The 18,593-nt window shown below is 71.4% G+C and carries 18 protein-coding genes; 11 read left to right on the top strand and 7 right to left on the bottom strand.

What is annotated here, in order from left to right:
- Window positions 1–2: 2 nt before the first annotated feature.
- Together sucB and lpdA are read right to left on the bottom strand one after the other, a co-directional pair.
- Entirely contained in the window at window positions 3–2,045 is a 2,043-nt protein-coding gene (sucB, locus tag LL946_RS18535; protein WP_404383355.1) for a 2-oxoglutarate dehydrogenase, E2 component, dihydrolipoamide succinyltransferase, read from the bottom strand.
- 38 nt (window positions 2,046–2,083) lie between these two features.
- Window positions 2,084–3,463: a dihydrolipoyl dehydrogenase gene (lpdA, locus tag LL946_RS18530; RefSeq protein ID WP_404383353.1), complete on the bottom strand. Its 1,380-nt coding sequence runs from the start codon at window positions 3,461–3,463 to the stop codon at window positions 2,084–2,086.
- Window positions 3,464–3,662: 199 nt separating this feature from the next.
- Here lpdA and LL946_RS18525 point away from each other — a divergent pair, with 199 nt between their 5' ends.
- Entirely contained in the window at window positions 3,663–3,992 is a 330-nt protein-coding gene (locus LL946_RS18525) for a hypothetical protein (protein ID WP_404383351.1), read from the top strand.
- A 22-nt stretch (window positions 3,993–4,014) separates the two neighbouring features.
- On the opposite strand, the gene LL946_RS18520 is transcribed toward LL946_RS18525, so the two are convergent.
- Entirely contained in the window at window positions 4,015–4,950 is a 936-nt protein-coding gene (locus LL946_RS18520) for a matrixin family metalloprotease (RefSeq protein ID WP_404383349.1), read from the bottom strand.
- 157 nt (window positions 4,951–5,107) lie between these two features.
- Between LL946_RS18520 and LL946_RS18515 the strand changes: the two genes are divergently transcribed.
- A complete protein-coding gene (locus LL946_RS18515; protein WP_404383347.1) occupies window positions 5,108–5,299 on the top strand; it encodes a DUF5302 domain-containing protein in 192 nt (63 codons plus the stop codon).
- A gap of 72 nt (window positions 5,300–5,371) precedes the next feature.
- On the opposite strand, the gene LL946_RS18510 is transcribed toward LL946_RS18515, so the two are convergent.
- The gene (locus LL946_RS18510; protein WP_404383345.1) at window positions 5,372–6,892 is read right to left on the bottom strand and encodes a leucyl aminopeptidase; all 1,521 of its coding nucleotides are present in this window, start codon (window positions 6,890–6,892) and stop codon (window positions 5,372–5,374) included.
- Between the two features lie 101 nt (window positions 6,893–6,993).
- Between LL946_RS18510 and gcvT the strand changes: the two genes are divergently transcribed.
- Genes gcvT through LL946_RS18495 form a run of 3 tightly spaced genes read left to right on the top strand, consistent with a single transcriptional unit; the run spans window position 6,994 to window position 8,831 of the window.
- The gene (gene gcvT / locus LL946_RS18505; RefSeq protein ID WP_404383343.1) at window positions 6,994–8,106 is read left to right on the top strand and encodes a glycine cleavage system aminomethyltransferase GcvT; all 1,113 of its coding nucleotides are present in this window, start codon (window positions 6,994–6,996) and stop codon (window positions 8,104–8,106) included.
- A 12-nt stretch (window positions 8,107–8,118) separates the two neighbouring features.
- On the top strand, window positions 8,119–8,619 hold the full coding sequence (locus LL946_RS18500; protein ID WP_404383341.1) for an OsmC family protein: 501 nt from the start codon (window positions 8,119–8,121) through the stop codon (window positions 8,617–8,619).
- A complete protein-coding gene (locus tag LL946_RS18495; protein ID WP_404383339.1) occupies window positions 8,616–8,831 on the top strand; it encodes a hypothetical protein in 216 nt (71 codons plus the stop codon). The genes LL946_RS18500 and LL946_RS18495 overlap by 4 nt, the downstream gene beginning before the upstream one ends.
- 7 nt (window positions 8,832–8,838) lie before the next feature.
- Here LL946_RS18495 and LL946_RS18490 read toward each other — a convergent pair whose 3' ends face one another.
- On the bottom strand, window positions 8,839–9,420 hold the full coding sequence (locus tag LL946_RS18490; protein WP_404383337.1) for a DUF3043 domain-containing protein: 582 nt from the start codon (window positions 9,418–9,420) through the stop codon (window positions 8,839–8,841).
- 65 nt (window positions 9,421–9,485) lie between these two features.
- Between LL946_RS18490 and LL946_RS18485 the strand changes: the two genes are divergently transcribed.
- The 5 genes from LL946_RS18485 (at window position 9,486) to LL946_RS18465 (ending at window position 15,241) form a co-directional block, all read left to right on the top strand.
- A complete protein-coding gene (locus LL946_RS18485) occupies window positions 9,486–10,859 on the top strand; it encodes a dipeptidase (protein ID WP_404383335.1) in 1,374 nt (457 codons plus the stop codon).
- Between the two features lie 4 nt (window positions 10,860–10,863).
- On the top strand, window positions 10,864–11,919 hold the full coding sequence (locus tag LL946_RS18480) for a glutathione S-transferase family protein (protein WP_404383333.1): 1,056 nt from the start codon (window positions 10,864–10,866) through the stop codon (window positions 11,917–11,919).
- A 122-nt stretch (window positions 11,920–12,041) separates the two neighbouring features.
- Window positions 12,042–13,577 (top strand): sigma factor-like helix-turn-helix DNA-binding protein, encoded by a 1,536-nt coding sequence (locus LL946_RS18475; protein ID WP_404383331.1) that lies wholly within the window; start codon window positions 12,042–12,044, stop codon window positions 13,575–13,577.
- A 150-nt stretch (window positions 13,578–13,727) separates the two neighbouring features.
- Window positions 13,728–14,291: an RNA polymerase sigma factor gene (locus LL946_RS18470; RefSeq protein WP_404383329.1), complete on the top strand. Its 564-nt coding sequence runs from the start codon at window positions 13,728–13,730 to the stop codon at window positions 14,289–14,291.
- Window positions 14,288–15,241: a hypothetical protein gene (locus tag LL946_RS18465; RefSeq protein WP_404383327.1), complete on the top strand. Its 954-nt coding sequence runs from the start codon at window positions 14,288–14,290 to the stop codon at window positions 15,239–15,241. The genes LL946_RS18470 and LL946_RS18465 overlap by 4 nt, the downstream gene beginning before the upstream one ends.
- Window positions 15,242–15,254: 13 nt before the next feature.
- Here LL946_RS18465 and nadA read toward each other — a convergent pair whose 3' ends face one another.
- Complete coding sequence (gene nadA / locus LL946_RS18460; protein ID WP_404383325.1) at window positions 15,255–16,448, bottom strand: quinolinate synthase NadA; 1,194 nt, start codon at window positions 16,446–16,448, stop codon at window positions 15,255–15,257.
- A gap of 79 nt (window positions 16,449–16,527) precedes the next feature.
- A complete protein-coding gene (locus tag LL946_RS18455) occupies window positions 16,528–16,716 on the bottom strand; it encodes a M15 family metallopeptidase (RefSeq protein WP_404383323.1) in 189 nt (62 codons plus the stop codon).
- A 182-nt stretch (window positions 16,717–16,898) separates the two neighbouring features.
- Between LL946_RS18455 and LL946_RS18450 the strand changes: the two genes are divergently transcribed.
- Window positions 16,899–18,512: a M28 family metallopeptidase gene (locus LL946_RS18450; protein WP_404383321.1), complete on the top strand. Its 1,614-nt coding sequence runs from the start codon at window positions 16,899–16,901 to the stop codon at window positions 18,510–18,512.
- Window positions 18,513–18,593 lie beyond the last annotated feature (81 nt).

Raw genomic sequence — 18,593 nt, 5'->3', positions numbered from 1 at the left:
GGTCAGAGCCCGAGGTCTGCCTCGAAGGCGCCTTCCTCGAGACGCTCCTTGACCGTGGTGAGGAACCGGGCGGCATCGGCGCCGTCGACGATCCGGTGGTCGTAGGAGAGGGCGAGGTAGACCATCGAACGGATGGCGATGGTCTCGCCACCGTCGGAGTCCTTGACGACGACGGGTCGCTTGACGACCGCGCCGGTGCCGAGGATCGCCACCTGCGGCTGGTTGATGATCGGCGTGTCGAAGAGCGCGCCGCGCGAGCCGGTGTTGGTGATCGTGAACGTCCCGCCGGCCAGGTCGTCGGGCGTGATCTTGTTGGTCCGGGTGCGCTCCGCCAGCTCGGCGATGTTGCGCGAGAGGCCGGCGATGTTGAGGTCTCCGGCGTTCTTGACGACCGGCACGAGGAGGCCCTTGTCGGTGTCGACGGCCATCCCGACGTTCTCGCTGCCGTGGTAGATGACGTTGTCACCCTCGATGCTCGCGTTGACCGTGGGGTGCACCTTGAGCGCCTCGATGGCGGCCAGCGTGAAGAAGGGCAGGAAGCTGAGCTTGGTGCCCTCGCGTCGGGCGAAGTCGCTCTTGGCGCGGTCGCGCAGTCGCGCGATTTTCGTGACGTCGACCTCGACGACCGTCGTGAGCTGTGCCGACGTCTGGAGCGACTCGACCATGCGCTTGGCGATGACCTTGCGCAGCCGCGTCATCGGCTGGGTCGTGCCACGCAGCCCGCTCTCGGGCGCGGCGGCCTTGGAGCCCGACGACTGTGCCGGAGCCGCAGCGGCCGGAGCCGGTGCCGCGGGTGCCTCGGCCGGAGCCTTGGCGGCCTCGGCGGCCGCGAGGACGTCCTGCTTGCGGATGCGTCCACCCACGCCGGTGCCCTTGACGCTGGCGAGGTCGATGTCGTTCTCGGCAGCGATCTTGCGCACGAGCGGGGTGACGTAGGCCGAGGCGTCCTGGGACTCGTCGCCGGACCCGGAGTCAGCGGCCGAGGCCGACGTGGAGGCGGGAGCAGGTGCCTGGGCCGCAGGGGCGGAGGCCGGAGCCGGGGCTGCGGCCTGGGCCACCTCACCTTCCGACGCGGACGGCTCGTCCGGTGCGGCCTGCTGCTGGCTCGCGTCCTCCTGCGCCGGGGTCTCGGACTCCGCGGGAGCCTCCTGTGCGGGGGCTTCCTGTGCGGGAGCCTCCTGCTCTGGAGCCTCCTTCTCGGCGCGTGCCTCTGCCTGCTCCTGCGCCGGAGCAGGCTCGGCGGCCGGGGCGGACTCGGCGGCAGGGGCGGACTGGGACCCGCCGTCGCCGCCACCGACGACAGCGAGGTCGGCGCCGACCGGGACGGTCTCGTCCTCCTGGACAAGGATCTTGCTCAGCGTGCCGGCGACCGGCGAGGGGATCTCGGTGTCGACCTTGTCGGTCGAGACCTCGAGGAGGGGCTCGTCGACGGCGACCTCGTCGCCCTCGGCCTTGAGCCAGCGGGTGATCGTGCCTTCTGTCACGGACTCGCCCAGGGCGGGCATGGTCACGGTCGTGCCGCCACCGCCACCGCCACCGCCACCGCCGCCACTGGACTGAGCGGACTGCGCCGGCGCGGAATCGGCGGGAGCATCGGTGTGCGGAGCTGCCGGCTCCTGCCCACCCTCGTCACCTGCGGCGGCCACCTCGTCCTGCTGCTGGGGAGAGTCGACGGCGTCGCCGTCGCCGGACTGCCCCGAGTTGTCGTCGCTCGCGGCAGCGGACTCGGCGGGAGCCTCAGCGGCCTGCTCGACCTGCTCGTCGCCGGACTGCTCGGCGGGCGCGCCGGAGTCGCCACCCGACGCGGCACCGTCGCCGATGACGGCGAGGTCGGCGCCGACGGCGACGGTCTCGTCCTCCTCGGCGAGGATCTCCTGGAGGGTGCCGGCAACCGGCGAGGGGATCTCGGTGTCGACCTTGTCGGTCGAGACCTCGAGCAACGGCTCGTCGACCTCGACCTGGTCACCGACGTTCTTGAGCCACCGGGTGACGGTGCCCTCGGTCACGGACTCGCCGAGGGCGGGCATGGTCACACGTTCGGACATGGTGTCTGTTCTCCTATCGACGGTGGCGTGCGTCAACTCTAGTTGTGAGCATGCAGCGGTTTGCCAGCGAGCGCCAGATGGGCCTCGCCGAGTGCTTCGTTCTGGGTCGGGTGGGCGTGGATGAGCGGTGCGACGTCCTCGGCGTGGGCCTCCCAGCCCACGATGAGCTGGGCCTCGCCGATCTGCTCACCCATGCGGGCGCCGATCATGTGGACGCCGACGACGGGCCCGTCCTTGGAGCGCACGAGCTTGACGAAGCCCTGGGTCTGGAGGATCTGGGACTTGCCGTTGCCACCGAGGTTGTACTCGTAGGTCTCGACCTCGCCGTGCACCTCGCGGGCCTGGGCCTCGGTGAGGCCGACCGACGCGATCTCGGGGTCGCAGTAGGTGACGCGAGGGATCGTGCTCTCGACGATGGTCGCGGGCGTGAGCCCGGCGATCTCCTCGGCGACGAAGATGCCCTGCTGGAAGCCGCGGTGCGCGAGCTGGAGGCCGGGGACGATGTCTCCCACGGCATACACGCCCTCGACGCTGGTCCGGAGGCGGTCGTCGGTCGTGACGAAACCGCGGTCGAGGGTGACACCGGCCTCCTCGAACCCGAGGTCGTCGGTGACCGGACCACGCCCGACCGCGACGAGGAGCAGGTCGGCCTCGATGTTCGTGCTGTCCTCGAGCGAGACGGTGACGACGTCGCCGTCCTGGGTCGCGCCGGTGAACTTCACACCCGTCTTCGCGGTGATCTTGCGCTTGCGGAAGGCGCGCTCGAGGACCTTGGAGACGGCCTCGTCCTCGGCGGCGACGAGCCGGGGGAGCGCCTCGACAACGGTGACCTCGGAGCCGAAGGACCGGAAGACCGAGGCGAACTCGACGCCGATGACGCCGCCGCCGAGCACGACGACGCGGTCGGGGACGTGGTCGAGCTGGAGTGCCTGCTCGCTCGTCATGATCCGGCCACCGATCTCGAGGCCGGGCAGCGACTTCGGGTAGGAGCCGGTCGCGAGGACGACGTGCTTGCCCGTCACCCGGCGGCCGTCGACCTCGACGGTGGAGCGGTCCACGAGACGACCCGTGCCCTCGACGATGTCGACCTTGTGCGCCTTGGCGAGCCCGATGAGGCCCTTGTGCAGGCGACCGACGACCCCGTCCTTGTAGGCGTTGACCCCGGCCATGTCGATCGACTCGAACGTCGCCCGCACCCCGAACTGTGCGCTCTCACGGGCGCTGTCGGCGACCTCCGCGGCGTGCAGGAGTGCCTTGGTCGGGATGCAGCCGACGTGCAGGCACGTGCCACCGAGCTTCGCCTTCTCGACGAGGGCCACTCGCAGCCCGAGCTCGGCGGCGCGGAAGGCGCAGGCGTAGCCGCCGCTCCCGCCTCCCAGGATGACGACGTCGTAGCTGTCCTCGGCGGTGGCCGGCATCGGTGCTGCTCCCTCTGTGGCATCAGGGCGCGCCCGCCGATCGGGTCTCGTCGACGTCGCGCCAGTTCCGGCCCATCCTGTCACTGCGCCGTGGCCCGCGTCACAGGAGGTCCGAGGGACCTCCAGGCGATCCCGTATGCCGTCCGCCCACCCTGGCGAGTCACAGCGAGCGCCCAGTCCTCGCCCGTATCGTGGGCCCATGGCGTGGTGGAGGCGAGGCAAGCGGGGAGCTCCTGCACCGGGTGCGAGTGCGCCCTCCAAGGACGACCTGCGCCGGGCCCGGGCGAACTTCCAGGAGTTCGCGACGACCCGGCGGGGGGTCGAGGCGTTCGTCGAGCCGGCCACCAACGTCACGGCCACGACGGTCATCCTCATCGCGCACGACGGGGAGTGGATGCGCCGCGCCGTGCCGTCGCGCGAGGACGGCTTCCGCCTCGCGACCGAGCTCCAGCTGCCGACGTACGACGTGAACCAGACCGGCTACCCGCAGCGCATGCGCGACTGGAACTCACGCCAGCGTCGCCGCTGACCCGCACGCTGAAGCAGGGGTCTCACACCCCGCGGGCACAGGGTGCGGCCGCCAGTCGGGCGAGCCCGCGGCGGTCCCCGTCACCGAGACCGGCCTGGCCCTCGTAGCGCGCCCCCATGAGCTGGCCGTCGTCCTCGACATGACCCAGGCCGAAGAGGTGGACCAGCTCGTGGGCGACGACCGCCACGGCCTCGGTGCGACCCTCGGGCCGAGTCAGCATCTGGGTGAAGTCGGGTCCGTCGAGGTGGACCATGCCGGTGACGTTGCGCAGCCGGCCGGTGGCGTCGGTCATCGCCTGGCTGCCACCGATGCCGGCCGTCGCCCCATCGAGCCGGGGGTCGCTCGCGGGGGTGGTCCACGCGATGAGGGCGGGTGACCACCGGTTGCCGTAGCGGCCGCGGTCGACCACCGGGCGCTTCTCCTGCGCCCGCTCGTCGGTGGGTCCGTCGACGACCACGTGGAGGCCGGCGGCCGGCGCGACCATGGCGAGCGCGTCGCGCAGGATGGTGTCGGCCCCCGCTGGCGCGGCCTCGCCGTTGACGACGAGATGGAGTGGGCGGCACGGGTCGTAGGCCGCCGCGCCGAGGTCGTTCTCCATCATGAAGGTGAAGCCACTCGATCCACCGGGGGAGATCGGCTGAGGCGCCAGCCTGGCCAGGGTCGCGTCGGCCGCCAGGGGTGGCCGTGCGTCCGACACGGGGATGAGGCTGGCGACGTGGTCGATCTGGTCGGTCGCCGCCGTCCGAACCCACAGCAGTCCGGCGGTCACGCCGACCGTGACGACGAGGGGGAGGAGGGTGAGGCGACGTCGGCGCGCAACCGGCGGGACGGCATACATGGCCTGGGAAGGGGGTCGCCACGGTGAGCTGTCCACGGAGGCGGACCGGGCGTCGAGCCGGTCGAGCTCGGCGAGGCGCCGGAGCATGCGACGCCGGCGCCGCTGGGGTCCCAGCGTCACCCGGTCCCACCTCGCGCCCGCGGACATCTGCACACGATGACACCCGCTCATGGTCCAGGTCAGGCGGTTGGCCGACATGCGCCGCAGAAGCGTGTGGCAGGGCGGGCTGAGGGCGTGCGAGAGTGAGGGTGACCGCACCACCGATCCAGGAGGCCCCGTGTCCGATTCGAAGAGTCCGCGCCCGACCCCGAGCGAGGACATGAAGAAGAAGTTCCGAGAGGCCCTGGACAAGAAGCACGCCCACGGTGGAGCCGACGTGTCGGACCACTCGGACCGGTCCAAGGTCGACCACGGTCACGGCCCGGAGACCTCCGGCCGGGAGCAGATGTTCCGCCGCAAGTCCGTCTGACAAGCACACACTGATTGCCCCATGCGGCGCCTTCCGGCGCCGCATGGGGCAATCAGTGCGTCAGGAGGGCGGTCAGGCGGTGCGGGACTCGATGAGGCGCACGAGCATGGCGACGCCGTAGCCGGTGCCGCCCTTGGGGATCGCGCCGTCCGCGCCCTTCTCGTTGAACGACGGGCCGGCGATGTCGACGTGGGCCCACGAGATGCCCTCGCCGACGAACTCCTGGAGGAAGAGTCCGGCGGTGAGCATGCCGCCCCACCGGTCGGCCTTGTGCGCCATGTCCGCGACGACCGAGTCGAGTCCGGGGCGCAGCTCGCGCGGCAGCGGCATGGGCCAGGAGTCCTCGCCCTCGGCAGTGCCGGCCTCGACGACCGCCGTGCGGAACGCGTCGTCGTTGCCCATGACGCCGGCGACCCGGCTGCCCAGGGCGACCATCTGCGCACCGGTGAGGGTGGCGATGTCGACGATGACGTCGGGCTTGGCCTCGCTCGCGAGGCAGATGCCGTCACCGAGGACCATGCGTCCCTCGGCGTCGGTGTCGATGATCTCGACGGTCGTCCCGTTGCGCATCGTCACGACGTCGCCGGGGCGCTGGGCGGTGCCGCTCGGCATGTTCTCGGCGAGGCAGAGGTAGCCGGTGACGGACACGGGTCCGCCGAGCTCGGCGGCCGCGAGGACGGTCGCCGCGACGGCCGCCGCGCCCGCCATGTCGGACTTCATCGTGAGCATGCTCCCGGCCGGCTTGATGCACAGGCCGCCGGAGTCGAAGGTGATGCCCTTGCCCACGAGCGCAACCGAGCCGCCCTTGGCGCCACGCCCGCTGGGGGAGTAGGTCATCGTCACGATGCGCGGCGGGTTGGCCGAGCCCTGGCCGACGCCGACGATGCCGCCGAAGCCACCCTTGGCGAGGGCCTTCTCGTCGAGGACGGAGACGGTGACCTTGCCCGGCGACGCCGCGACGGCGGCCTTGACGCGCTCGACGAAGGTCTGCGGCGTGAGGAGGTTCGGCGGGGTGTTGACGAGGTCGCGCGCGAGGTCGCGGGCGGCGCCGATGACGGCGGCGCGCTCGACGGCGGCCTTGACACCCTTGCCCTGACCGAGGGTCGAGACGACGGTGACCTTGGGACCTGCGGCCTTGGCCGGAGCGGCCTTCCTCGCCCCGGTCGACGCCTTGGTCGAGGTGGCGTCGAAGCTGTAGCAGCCGGCATACGCACCGTCGGCGACAGCCGCGAGCGCGGCCTCGTCGGCGGCCGGCAGCGCGACGGCGACCGAGGACTTCGTCGCCACCGAGCGCAGGGCCGATCCGGCCGCGGCGCGCAGCACGTCCGGAGTGACGTCGTCGGCCGCGCCGAGACCCGTGACGACGACAGCAGTGGCGGCCACGTCGGGGACGGCGACGACACGCACGACCTCGCCCGGCTTGCCCTTCGCCTCGAGGTCGGTGAGGACGGCGTCGAGGTGCTTCGCGGCGGCCTTGGGCAGGCCGTGGTCGGACGCGAGCCCGGCACCCGAGGCGGTGGAGACGGAGCCGACGACGAGGGCGTCGACCTTGAGCGTCGCGAGGTCACGGGTGGTGAGGTTCAGGCTGGGCACTGCGGTCACTCCTGGCGTCGTTGCGGGCGGGTGAGATCGTCACCCCTTCGCGTGGCACCCTAGCCGCGACGGTCGTCACGGCCGCGCGATAGCGTGCGCACATGACCGATCTGCTGCATTCTCCCGTCCACGACCGGCACGTCGCCCTCGGCGCCAAGATGGCCGACTTCGGCGGCTGGGAGATGCCGATCGAGTACCCCGGGGGCGGCGTCGTCGCCGAGCACACCTCGGTGCGCGAGCGGGTCGGCCTCTTCGACGTGAGCCACCTCGGCAAGGCGCGGGTGAGCGGTCGTGCGGGCGACGTCAGCGCGGTCGACTTCGTCAACACGTGCCTCACCAACGACCTGCGCCGCATCGGCCCGGGCCAGGCCCAGTACACGATGTGCTGCCAGGACGACGGCGGTGTCGTCGACGACCTCATCGCCTACGTCCGCAGCGACGAGGACGTCTTCCTCATCCCCAACGCGGCCAACACGACCGCGGTCGTCGAGATGCTGCGCGCGGCTGCCCCCGAGGGCATCGAGGTCGAGAACCTCCACGACGCGTATGCCGTGTTCGCCGTCCAGGGACCGCTCAGCGACGAGGTGCTCACCGCCCTCGGCCTGCCGGTCGACCACGACTACATGTCCTTCGCCGAGGCCGAGTGGGAGGGGCAGCCCGTCATCGTCTGCCGCACCGGCTACACCGGTGAGCGCGGCTACGAGCTCGTGCCGACCTGGGACGCTGCCCCCGGTCTCTGGGACGCGCTCGCCGCCGCGGTCGCCGACCAGGGAGGTATGCCGGCCGGTCTCGGCGCGCGCGACACCCTCCGCACCGAGATGGGCTACCCGCTTCACGGCAACGACCTCAGCACCGAGATCACCCCGGTCATGGCCGGCGCTGCCTGGGCCGTCGGCTGGGACAAGGAGGCGTTCTGGGGCAAGGAGGCGCTCACCGAGCAGCGTGCCGCCAAGACCTCCCGCCTGAACCGCGGGCTCGTCGTCACCGGTCGCGGCATCCCACGGGCGCACTGCTCCGTGCTCAAGGACGGCGAGGTCGTCGGGGAGGTGACGTCCGGGACGTTCAGCCCGACCCGCAAGGAGGGCATCGCGCTGGCCCAGCTCGAGCGCTCCGTGGCGATCGGTGACGAGGTCGTCATCGACGTGCGCGGCCGCGAGGTCACGGCGACGGTGACCAAGCCGCCGTTCGTCGAGGTCGGCGTCCGCGAGGCCTGACGGGCGCGCACCATGGCCGACCACATCTATCGCGCCACGCTCGCCTGGGACGGCTCCGGCGGGTCCACGGCCGGCGGCTACACGGCATACACGCGCAACCACGAGGGAGCGGTCCCGCCGGCGGACGCGGCGTTCGCGCTGAGCGCCGACCCGCACTTCCGCGGGGACCCGACCCGCGCCAACCCCGAGCAGCTCCTCGTGCTCGCCGCGAGCTCGTGCCAGATGCTGTCGTTCCTCCACGTCGCCGCGTCGGCAGGACTTGACGTCCTCGGCTACACCGACGACGCCGAGGGGCTCATGCCACGACGCGAGAACCCCATGCGCGTCACCCGGATCACGTTGCGACCCAAGGTCGTCGTGGCCCCCGGCAGTGACGTCGCGCGCTTCGAGGAGCTCATGCACGAAGCCCACCAGGGCTGCTTCATCGCCAGCTCGCTCACCTCGGAGGTCGTCATCGAGCCGACCGTCAGGGTGAGCGGGACCCCCGCCCCACCAGAGGAGAACCCGTCGTGACCGAGGCCTGGACCTGGACCTACGAGGACGCCGACGGCGCCGCCGTCACCGGCGAGCCGACGACCGAGACCGCGTTCCCGACGCAGTCCGACGCCGAGAACTGGTTCGGCGAGGTGTGGCGCGAGCTCGCCGAGGCGGGCATCGCCGCGGTGACGCTGCACCGGGACGGCGACAAGGTCTACGGACCGATGCCGCTCGACGTCTCCGTCTAAGTGGTTGTCAGGCGGGGTACTCGCCGCGCGCCACGACCGGGCGCGGCATGCGGGTGCGCCGCATCTGGAAGGCGCGCATCGCGGCGTAGAAGCCATCGCCGCGCTGGACCGCAGCCTCACCGAACTTCTCGGTGAGCTTCTTCCTGACCCGGCGCCACATGAGGAACGTGTCGACGACGGCCGCGAGGATGAGGCCGTAGACGAGAGCGAAGACGATGAGCATCGCCCACGGCTGGCGGACGAACGAGAGCGCCAGCACGATGAGCATCACGGGCAGCATGAACTCGGCGATGCCCCAGCGGGCGTCGACGTAGTCGCGGATGAAGCGCTTGGTCTGGCCCTTGTCGCGCGCGGGCAGGTAGGTCTCGTCGCCGGTGAGCATCGCCTGACGCTGCTTGGCCACCTGCTCGCGACGCTTGGCCCGGTCTGCGGTGCGCGCCGCCTTGCGGTCGGTCTCGACCAGGGGCCGCTTGCGCGCCGCCTCCTGCTCCCGCCGCTTGGGCGTGGGACGGTTCTTGGCGCCTTCGCGTGCCGGCAGGGCGGCCTGCTCCGCGAGCTTCTCGTTGGTGGTCTTGCTGCGTCCGAACACCGGCTGAGTGTATGCCGTCCGGCTGGGTCCTCGGTCGCGTGCTCGGCTTGAGTAGGGTCGCACGCGTGACCGACTCCACGAACTCGACCGACCTGAATCAGCTCTCCGCCCTGCGCGAGACCATCCGCGGCCTCATGCCCGAACTGCGCAGCGACCTCGAGGCACTGACCCGCATCCCGAGCGTGTCGCTCCCGGCCTTCGACCAGGCGCACGTTGACGCGTCGGCCGAGGCGACGGCCGAGCTGCTCCGGGCCGAGGGGCTCGAGGTCGAGATCGTGCGCGAGGGCGGTGCCCCCGCGGTCATCGCCCACGTCGACGGACCCGAGGGTGCGCCCACCGTCATGCTCTACGCCCACCACGACGTGCAGCCCCCGGGCGACGACGCCGACTGGGACAGCGCGCCCTTCGAGCCCACCGAGCGCGACGGCCGCCTCTACGGCCGCGGCGCAGCCGACGACAAGGCCGGAATCATGGCGCACGTCGCTGCCCTTCGAGCGCACGCCGGCAACCTGCCCGTCGGGGTCACCGTGTTCGTCGAGGGCGAGGAGGAGGTCGGCTCCGACTCGCTCATGACCATCCTCGAGCGCCACGGGGACAAGCTGCGCGCCGACGCGATCGTCCTCGCCGACTCGATGAACTGGGACATCGGCACCCCCGCGTTGACGACGACGCTGCGTGGCCTCATCCGTGTCGTCGTCACGGTCTCCACGCTCGACCACGGCGTCCATTCGGGCATGTTCGGCGGCGCCGTCCCCGACGCGATCACCGCCCTCGTCCGGCTCATCGCGACGCTGCACGACGACGAGGGCAACGTCGCCGTCGCCGGGCTCAAGGCGGGCGAGGCTGCGGACCTCGACTTCTCCGAGGAGCGGCTGCGCGAGGAGTCCGGCCTCCTCGAGGGGGTGTCGACGATCGGCTCCGGCTCGCTGCTCTCGCGGATGTGGACCAAGCCGTCGCTCACGACGATCGGGATCAACGCACCATCGGTCGAGAAGTCCTCCAACACCCTCGTGCCGACCGCCTCGGCCAAGCTGTCGATGCGGATCGCCGCCGACGAGGTGCCGGCGGACGCGTTCGCCGCGCTGGAGGCCCACCTGCGCGAGCACGCGCCCTGGGGGGCCAGGGTCGAGGTCACGCTCGACGACCAGGGGGCCGGTTTCGCCGCGGACGCCAGCGGTCCGGTCTACGACCAGGCGCGTGCCGCCTTCGCCGACGCCTGGGGCACCGAGCCGGTCGACATCGGCGTCGGTGGCTCGATCCCCTTCGTCGCAGCCTTCGCGGAGCGCTTCCCCGACGCCGCCATCCTCGTCACCGGGGTCGAGGACCCCGACACCCGGGCCCACGGTGCCAACGAGTCGCTCCACCTGGGTGAGTTCGAGAACGTCTGCGTGGCCGAGGCCGCGCTCCTGGCCCGTCTCGGTGCGATGGGGCGGGGCTGACGGCATGCGCGCCGACCCCAGCACCGGCTCCCAGCCGGGCACCTACGTCGAGGCCGAGTACAACCGCGACACGGCATACATCGAGGACCGGATCACGCGCGACGGTGAGCAGTGGCCCGTCGAGGCCGGCCGCTACCGGCTCGTCGTCGCCCGCGCGTGCCCGTGGGCCAACCGCGCGATCATCGTGCGACGGCTCCTCGGGCTCGAGGACGCGATCTCGATGGGTATCTGCGGACCGACGCACGACTCGGACTCGTGGACCTTCGACCTCGACCCGGACGGGCTCGACCCGGTGCTGCGGATCCCGCGGATCAAGGACGCCTACCTCGCCCGGTTCCCCGGCTACCCGAAGGGGATCACCGTCCCCGCCGTCGTCGACGTTCCGAGCGGGGGAGTGGTCACCAACAACTTCCCGCAGATCACCCTCGACCTCTCGGGCGAGTGGAGCGAGCACCACCGCGAGGGTGCGCCGGAGCTCTACCCCGAGCACCTACGCACCGAGATCGACGAGGTCAACAAGCGCGTCTACACCGAGGTCAACAACGGGGTCTACCGCTGTGGGTTCGCGGGGACACAGGAGTCCTACGAGACGGCCTACGAGCGGCTGTTCACAGCCTTGGACTGGCTCGAGGAGCGACTCTCCTCGCAGCGCTACCTCGTCGGCGACACGATCACCGAGGCCGACGTGCGGCTCTTCACGACACTGGCACGCTTCGACACCGTCTACCACGGGCACTTCAAGTGCAACCGGCAGAAGCTCAGCGAGATGCCGGTGCTGTGGGCCTATGCCCGTGACCTCTTCCAGACGCCGGGCTTCGGTGACACGACGGACTTCGTGCACATCAAGAGCCACTACTACGAGGTCCACCGCGACATCAACCCGACCGGGGTGGTCCCGGCCGGTCCCGACCTCGCAGGATGGGCGACGCCGCACGGGCGTGAGTCGCTCGGCGGACGTCCCTTCGGTGACGGCACGCCGCCCGGGCCGCCGCCCGAGGGCGAGCGTGTGCCGACAGCTCACAACCCGCACGTCGGCCCGGACGGCCTCGTCTCGACCTGACCTGTCGCTGTCTGATCCCGACTGACCCGAGGGCGTCACGTGCAGTGGGGCCCGGGTGACCAGCGAGGGGCCATTTCTGCCAGCGGGGTGGCCCAGCGGCGCGTCGGTGGGACTCTGGAGGTGTGAGCCCTCTCCTGCGAGCGGCCGGCGAGAGGGGGCCCGGGGAACCGGGTTCCGTCGCCGAGCTCGATCGCGAGCAGGCGCTGGCGGTGCTCATCAGGGCTCACGGCACGGACCTCGTCCGACTGGGGTGTGCGCTCACGGGTGACCGGGGCGCTGCCGAGGAGGCGGTGGAGCGTGCGTTCGTCGCACTGCACCGGAAGTGGCGAACCCTGCGCGACCGCTCGGCGATGCGCTCCCACCTGAGAGCTGCCGTGGTGAGCGGGTGCCGTTCCATCGAGAGTGGCCGCGTGCGCCGGGTTCGTGTCTCCAAGGCACTGCGACCTGACGGTGCCGTCCTGCACGGGGCGGATGCCGAGGCCCTGGCGCACGAGGCCGCATGGCGTCTCACGGAGCAGGTGTGGGAGCTGCCCCAGCGGCAGCGCGAGGTGATCGTGTGCCGTCTCTACCTGGACCTGACCGAGCTGGAGACGGCAGACCTCCTGCAGGTGTCCGTCGGCTCGGTCGAGAAGCAGTCGGATCGCGCGCTGGCCACGCTGGACGGCCAGCAGGGAGGGGTCGCGCCGAACCCTGTGGAGTCACGCACGGGTGAGGCCCTCCACCACGTCGTGGACGGACTCAGCGTGACCGACGACGACCTGGCCCGGATGGAGGAGGAGCTCTTCACGTCCTTGGTCGGCCCGCGAGAACGCGACGGAGCTCGTCGGTGGCGTCTCCGGTGGGGTCTGGTGGTCGCTGCCGTGGCGGCGTCCGCGGTTGCGGGCGTCCTGGCAGTGTCCGGGGACGACCGCGTGGCGGTGGAGCGTCGTACCCGGCCACCGGCGTCGGACCGGCCCTTGGTCCCTGTCGACCTCGTGGGTGCGTGGCGAGCCGTGCCCGACAGCCTGGGCGTCTGGGTCTTCGCGGCCGACGGTGGCGTGGGCAGGGACCCCGGAGCCGCCGACTACCTCGAGGGCGGTGACGTCAGCGGCCGGATCCTCTCCCGGTCCGGTGACGTCTACACGGTCCACTCGGAGGACGGGTGCGACGAGACGGTACGGATCAGGGAGAGGCGTCCGGGGGCCGTCGAACTCTGGGCGTTGGCGACCACGTGCGACCCCGACCTGGGTCCGGCCCCCGAGGCGATCCTGCTCGAGCGAGTCTCGCCCGATCCGTACCTGGGCGGGGAGCTCGCGACGCCGCCCCCGTCGCAGGAGCCCGGCTTCCTCCCGCAGTCCAGCCTCGTCGACGGAGTCTGGCTCCATGTCGAGTCCGGGACGCTGCTCGGCATCGGACAACCCTGGAGAACTGGCGTCCTGAGGTACACCCTCGACGACGACGGCGACGGGAAGTCGGACCCGGACCAGCAGGGCCGTGTGGTCATGTCCCCGACGGCCCCGCCGGTGTTCCGCCCGGACGCCTCGACGGAGCGGCCGGCCTGCGTGCTGGCGTTCGCCTCGCTGTCGATCCTCCACAACACGATGACCACGACGACCGGCCCCGCCGGCGGCGGATGCCTGCCGGCAGGCGCGACCCAGATCTGGAGGCGGATCGCCTGACCGCTGCCGGCGGTCTCACGGCCCTTCGACCGGTCGCGGGCTCCTCGTCCTGACCCGTCATGGCCACCTCTGGCGGTGCCCGGGTGACCATGCGCGGACCAATTCCGCGAGGCGGTCAACCTTTCCGTTCCGCGGTGCGACTCTGCTGGTGTGAGTCCACTTCTGCGGTCGGTCGGTGAGCGAGGGTCCGGTGCTCCGGGCGCCGTGGCCGAGCTCGGCCGCGACGAGGCGCTCGCCGTCCTGTTCCGGGCACACTGCGCTGACCTCGTCCGCCTCGGCTACGCCCTCACGGGCGACCGGGGTGCTGCCGAGGAGGCGGTGCAGGACGCGTTCTTCTCGCTGCACCGGAACTGGCGCTCCCTGCGTGACCGGTCGGCCATGCACGCCTATCTCAGGGCCGCCGTCGTGAACCGGTGCCGCTCCGTGCACCGCAGACGCGCCCGGCGGGTCGTGGACACCGAGCCGCTGCGGCCCGAGCTCGTGTCGCGCCCAGGTGTCGACGCCGAGGCCCTCGCGCACGAGGCCTCGATGCGCATCGCCGGGCAGGTGCGCGACCTGCCGCAGCGCCAGCGGGAGGTCATCGTGTGCCGCTACTACCTCGACCTCACCGAGCGCCAGACGGCAGACCTGTTGCAGGTGTCCGTCGGCTCGGTCAAGAAGCATGCCAGCAGGGCGCTGGCCGCCCTGCACGAGCGGATGGAGGTGGCGCCGTGAGCGAGGTGGAGGCACGCACGCGCGAGGCGCTGCATCACGTCGTCGACGACCTGGACGTCACCGACGGCGACATCGCCCGGCTGGAGGCCGAACTGATGGGCGCCCTGGCGGCCCCGCGACTTCGCGGCGGGCCGCCGGTGGTTCCCCCGGCCCGACGGCGGTGGGGGCTGGCCGCCGCGGCCGTGGTGGTGGCCGCTGCCATCGCCGGAGGGCTCGCCCTCTCCGCGGACGACTCGCAGACGCCGAGCCCGGCGGGCGCGCCGACGTCGGACCAGCCCCTGATCCCGGCCGACATCGTCGGCACGTGGCAGAACGTGCCGGAGAGCCCCTGGGTCTGGGTGTTCACCGCCGACGGTCGAGTAGGGACTTACTCCACTGCGGGCGGCTACCTCGCGGGCGAGCTTCCCATTCATGTCGTGTCACGATCCGGCGACCTCTACACAGTGCGAGAAGAGGGCTGCGACCGGCCGTTGCACCTCCGAACAGTCAGCCCGGGAGTGGTGCTGGCGACGTTCCCGAAGAACTCCTGCACGGGCGAGGACGAGCCGGATCAGCTCTCGCTGGAGCGGATCTCTCCAGCGCCTTACCTCGATGGAGAGCTGTCTCCCCGAGCCCTCTCCGAGGTGGGCCCCGGAAGTCGATCACCCTTCCTCCACGGCGTCTGGCTGCACGTGGAGACCCACACGCTGCTCGTCGTGGGCGACCCGTGGCGCAGTGGTCTTCTCCGGTACGTCCTCGACGACGACGGTGACGGGCTGACTGACCCCGACCAGCGGGGCCGCGTCACGCTGCGCGAGGACGGTTCACCCGTCTTCCTGCCCGACTCGGGCGTGCAACCGAGCTGCCCGTTGATCCTCTCCTCTGTCACCATCACCGGGGGTCAGATGAGGACGACGAGCCCGAGCGACGGGTGCCTCCCGGGCCCTCGGACGTGGGTCCGGATCACCTGACCCCGTCGGTGCGTCAGTCCTTCGAGGTCTCACCCGGCAGCGCGAGCATCTGGTCGAGGGCGCGCCTCGCATCGGCCGCCACCTGGGCGTCGACCCGGATCGGGTTGACCACCCGCCCGTCGACGAGTGACTCGAGCGCCCAGACGAGGTGCGGGAGGTCGATCCTGTTCATCGTCGAGCAGTAGCAGACGTTCTTCTCGAGGAAGGCGATCCGCTGCTCGGGGAACATCTGGGCCAGTCGTTGGACGAGGTTGAGCTCGGTGCCGACGGCCCAGGCGGTGCCGGCCGGTGCCGCGGCGATGGTCTGGATGATCTTCTCGGTCGAGCCCACCTCGTCGGCCAGCTCGACGACCTCGTGCCGGCACTCGGGGTGCACGATGACCTTGACGCCCGGGATCTCGGCACGCGCCGCCGCGACCGCCTCGGTCGTGAACCGGCCGTGGACCGAGCAGTGACCGCGCCACAGGATCATCCGGGCGGCCGTGACCTGCTCGACGGTCAGCCCACCCATCGGGCGGTGCGGGTCCCACACCACGCAGTCCTCGAGAGAGCCACCGAGGTCACGGGTCCAGGTGTTGCGGCCGAGGTGCTGGTCGGGCAAGAAGAGGACCTTGCCCGAACCGCCGAGCCCGCCGGTCCGGTCCAGCGCCCAGGCCAGCGCGGTCTTCGCGTTGGACGAGGTGCAGACCGTGCCGCCGTGACGCCCGGTGAACGCCTTGATCGCGGCCGACGAGTTCATGTAGGTGACGGGGACGGTGTCCTCGGCGACACCGGCGGCGACGAGCTCGTCCCAGCAGTCCTCGACCTGGGCGATGGCGGCCATGTCCGCCATGGAGCAGCCTGCGGCCAGGTCGGGGAGGATGACCGTCTGCTCGTCGCTCGTGAGGATGTCGGCCGACTCGGCCATGAAGTGGACTCCGCAGAAGACGATCCACGGTGCGTGCGGCCGGGCGGCGGCCTCCTTGGCGAGCTTGAACGAGTCGCCGGTGACGTCGGCGAACTCGATGACCTCGTTGCGCTGGTAGTGGTGCCCGAGGACGAAGACCTTGTCCCCGAGTGCCTCCTTGGCCGCCCGGGCTCGCGCGACGAGGCCGGGGTCCGACGGTGACGGCAGGTCACCGGGGCACTCGACGCCCCGCTCGGAGCGCAGGTCGCGGCCCTGGCCGAGGACGAGGAGGGGGAGCGGAGCGGCAGGCGTGGTCGTCACGAGCACGATCGTATGCCGGTGTGCTGGGTCACCGACGCCGGTGCGCCTCCCGCCTTCTCAGCCGCTGGGTGTGCTCAGCTCATGGCTGGCGGATCTCCCTGTGCTGGTAGTCCCTGAGCGAGGTCCAGTGCCCGCCCCAGTCGAAGCCCCGGCTCGTGAACGAGGTCACCGCGTCGTCGCCGTCGATGAGCATCCCGGGCCGCAAGGGCGAGGTGACGCAGGCGCATGGGTGTGTCTCCTGGAGGTCGTGGTCCTTCGACCCAACCACGGGACTGTCCGACCCGCCACCGGACCGAGGGGCAGGCGGTTCGGGGTGGTTTCCGGATGATCTTTGACGGAGGTCTGGCGCAGGCGTGCCGCGCGCCCCTACGGTGACCATGGCCCGAGCCCCGCTCGGGCCATGAGACCACCTGCAATGGGGCAGGTGGCCGTCACTGAAAGGCACCACACGTGAAGAAACAGGACCTCACACGCGCCCTGTGGCTCCGGCTCGGAGCAGCGGCCGGCGGAGCGGCCCTCGTGCTGGCGGCGTCCGCGCCGGCCGGTGCAGACCCCGCCAACAACACCTCTGCCAAGCTGCGCAAGGCCGTCACCTCGGCCGGCGTCATGGAGCACCTCGAGAACCTCCAGGCCATCGCGGATGCCAACGACGACACCCGCGCCTCGGGAACCCCGGGGTACGCCGCCTCCCGCGACTACGTCGTGGACCGGCTCACTGCCGCGGGCTACACGCCCACGGTGCAGGAGTTCGACTTCCCGTTCTACCGCGAGAACTCGCCCGCCGAGATGGAGCGCCTGTCGCCGTCGCCGCGGACATACGTGGTCGGCACCGACTTCGCCACGATGACCTACTCCGGCTCCGGAAACGTCACCGCCCCGGTCACGGCCGTCCAGCTGACGCTGCCGCCGACCGCGCCGGCCGGACAGACCGTCTCCGCCTGTGACGCATCCGCCTTCGCCGGGTTCCCCGCCGGCAACATCGCCCTCGTCCAGCGCGGTACCTGCAACTTCGGTCTCAAGGCCCAGCTCGCCCAGGCGGCCGGGGCCTCGGCCGTCATCGTCATGAACGAGGGCCAGCCGGGCCGTACCGCCGCGGTCGCCGGCACCCTCGGCGGACCCGGGGTCACCATCCCCGTCGTCGGCGCGAGCTACGCCGTCGGCGCGGAGCTGGCCTCCCTCCAGGCCCCCGTCGTGCGGGTCAAGACCGACACCGAGTCCGAGATCCGTCAGACGTGGAACGTCCTGGCCGAGACGGCCGCGGGCAACGACGACAACATCGTCATGGCCGGTGCCCACCTCGACAGCGTCATCGCAGGCCCCGGCATCAACGACAACGGCAGCGGCAGCGGCGCCCTCCTCGAGGTCGCGGAGCAGTTCGCCAAGGCCACGCCCAAGAACACCGTCCGCTTCGGCTGGTGGGGTGCGGAGGAGCTCGGTCTTCTCGGCTCCGAGCACTACGTCGCCGACCTCGTCGAGAACGACCCGGAGGGCCTCGCCGACATCGGTCTCTACCTGAACTTCGACATGGTCGGCTCGCCGAACTACGTCCGGTTCGTCTACGACGGCGACAACTCGCGGTTCCCGGTCGGCCCCAGCGCCGCCGAGGGCCCGGAGGGCTCGGGCGCCATCGAGGAGCTGTTCCACAACTACTTCGCCTCGCAGAACCTCCCGTCGGAGGAGACGCCGTTCTCCGGGCGCAGTGACTACGGGCCCTTCATCGCCGAGGGCATCCCGGCCGGTGGCCTGTTCACCGGCGCCGAGGGCGTCAAGACCGCAGAGCAGGCGGCCGTCTTCGGTGGCACCGCCGGCGTCGCCTACGACGCCTGCTACCACCAGGCCTGCGACACGATCGCGAACGTCAACGTCACGGCCGTCGACGAGAACTCCGACGCCATGGCCCACGCCGTCGTGACCTACGCGATGAGCACCGCGGACGTCAACGGCGGCAAGGGCCGTCCGGCCTCGCCCCCCGGCCAGCAGGTCGAGGGCGAGCCCGTCGGCGCCGGCACGCTCAGCGGTGGTGGCCTGCACGACGACCACGACCACGACGGCCCGCTCTCCTGAGCCGTCAGCAACCCAGCCCGAGGGCCGGTCACCGACACGGTGGCCGGCCCTCGGCCGTTCCACCGACCCGCACGGACCCGA

It is taken from the genome of Knoellia locipacati (assembly GCF_044791685.1).
In the GTDB taxonomy this organism is placed as follows: Bacteria; Actinomycetota; Actinomycetes; order Actinomycetales; family Dermatophilaceae; genus Knoellia; species Knoellia locipacati_A.
Note: the sequence above shows the minus strand (reverse complement) of the source record. Positions and strands in the feature narration are given on the sequence as shown.